General features: G+C 63.7%; 2 protein-coding genes. Both read left to right on the plus strand.

Features of this window, described 5'->3' with window-relative positions:
- The first annotated feature begins 64 nt into the window (after positions 1 to 64).
- Positions 65 to 1,213 carry a plasmid partitioning protein RepB gene (repB, locus tag ACEXP3_RS16035; RefSeq protein WP_377298173.1) on the plus strand — a complete coding sequence of 383 codons (1,149 nt, stop codon included), beginning with the start codon at positions 65 to 67 and terminating at the stop codon, positions 1,211 to 1,213.
- Between the two features lie 386 nt (positions 1,214 to 1,599).
- The coding region (locus tag ACEXP3_RS16040; protein ID WP_377298174.1) for a helix-turn-helix domain-containing protein at positions 1,600 to 1,866 on the plus strand (267 nt) is incomplete at its 3' end.

A 1,866-nucleotide genomic window follows, 5' to 3' on the forward strand; every position in this document is an offset into this window, starting at 1 on the left:
GACACTGATTCATTCGTCCTGGGGCTGGTGACCGCGGGATGGCGAGACGGAAAGGCATGATGTGATGGCTGGCAGCCGCAAGAACGAGTTGAAGGCCCTGTTCGGGGGCGGGCTTGCGCCCGCGCCGCAGGGCACGCCTCAACCCGCGGGACCGTCATCCGGTAACGGGGCCGGCACGGGGCAGGGCAAGGGCAAGGGCGATGACGGCGCACCGGACGCGCCGTCCCCAACGGCAACGCCCGAGGCCGCACGGCTGCCGGTTTCGCCGTCGCTGCTGTCAGGGCGCAGCGCATCGGGGGCCGTGAAGGCCATGGGCCTCTCGCTCGGCTCGATGTCGCGCGATGCCGATGAGGTGCGCGCGCTGCGCCAGGCGCTGTCGGAGGGCGAGCGGGTGATTTCGGTCGCGACCGACCGCATCGAGGCCTCCTTCGTCGAGGACCGGTTGCGGCTGGAAGACCGCGACGACGAGGATTTTGCAAGCCTCGTGGAGAGCATGCGCGACAGCGGCCAGCAGGTGCCGGTTCTGCTGCGCCCCCATCCCACCCGCGAGGGCCGCTACCAGACCGCCTATGGTCATCGCCGCATCCGGGCCGCCGCCCGCCTCGGCATCGAGGTGAAGGCGGTGGTGCGGGCGCTCACCGATGATGAGCTGGTTCTGGCGCAGGGCAAGGAAAATGCCGAGCGCCGCAACCTCTCCTTCATCGAACGCGCCGTCTTTGCCCGCAATCTGGCCGCCCGCGGCTTTGACCGCAAGGTGATCGGGGAAGCGCTGTCGGTGCAGAAAAGCGAGCTGTCGCGCCTGATGCAGGTGGTGGACAGCGTGCCGGAAAAATACATTCGCCTGATTGGTGCCGCGCCGAAGGCCGGGCGCGACCGCTGGATGAAGCTTGGCGAATTGCTGCGCGAACCCGAGCGCCAGACGGTGGCGGACGGGGAAGTTTCACAGCGGGATTTTCTCTTAAGTGATAGCGACCAGCGGTTTCAAACGCTCTTTGCAGCGCTTGCCGCAGGCCCGCGCAAGGCTGCCGCTCCAGCAGCTGAACCCCTCGAGCTGAAGGATGCGCAAGGCGTTGTTTTTGCACGCCTTCGCCGTGATGGAAAGGCACCGAGGATCGAGTTTCAGGGGACCGTGGACGATGCCTTCTTGACCGAGGCCGCGGCCCTTTTGAGTGAAAGATACCAGGAGTTTCTGGCGGCCCGAAAGACCGGCTGAGCGGAAACGACAACAGAGTTCGTCCCCAGGTGCTGATCTGGTGGCATACTACCTGCAGAAACCCTGCGGCCGTTCCGGTCTGGAGGGGTGCGTCGTGCAGGATGTGAAAGCGTGAAGGCACAGACAAAGCGTCGGAAGAACGATGGTCTGTGCACAATCCGGCCTTGCTGCCGGGCGACCGACGAAGCTTGAAAGGACGAAACGAGAGCAAGAAAAAAAGGCCCCCAAAACGTTACCATTTCGGAAGCCCTCTTCAATGTAGCAATTCAAGAGAATCACTTCCACGCGTCAAAGTCAAGAGTCGGCAGCTGCAATGCTGTTTCCGACCGTGGATTTTGTTGCCTACGGTGTCGTTTTAGGCCGCTTGCCTCCTGACGGAGAGGAACATGGCCGAAAGATTGGCAACGACGCCGTTTGGCGGCGCGCCTTTGCGCGCGAAAAATTTCGCCCGGATGACGCAGGTCGAAGGGCAACAGAAGAAGCTGCGCGATGGTGGCGGCGGCAACGAAACGGGCACGGCTGAAAAGTGGCAGCTGATCCGCGCATTGACCGAGGCTCGCGATGTCTACGGTCTCTCCGACCGGTCGATTGCGGTGCTCGAGGCGCTGTTGAGCTTTCACCCGGAACGTCAGCTGGATGGCCGGTCGCCGATC

The organism is Neorhizobium fuzhouense (assembly GCF_042611105.1).
Lineage (GTDB): Bacteria > Pseudomonadota > Alphaproteobacteria > Rhizobiales > Rhizobiaceae > Neorhizobium > Neorhizobium galegae_A.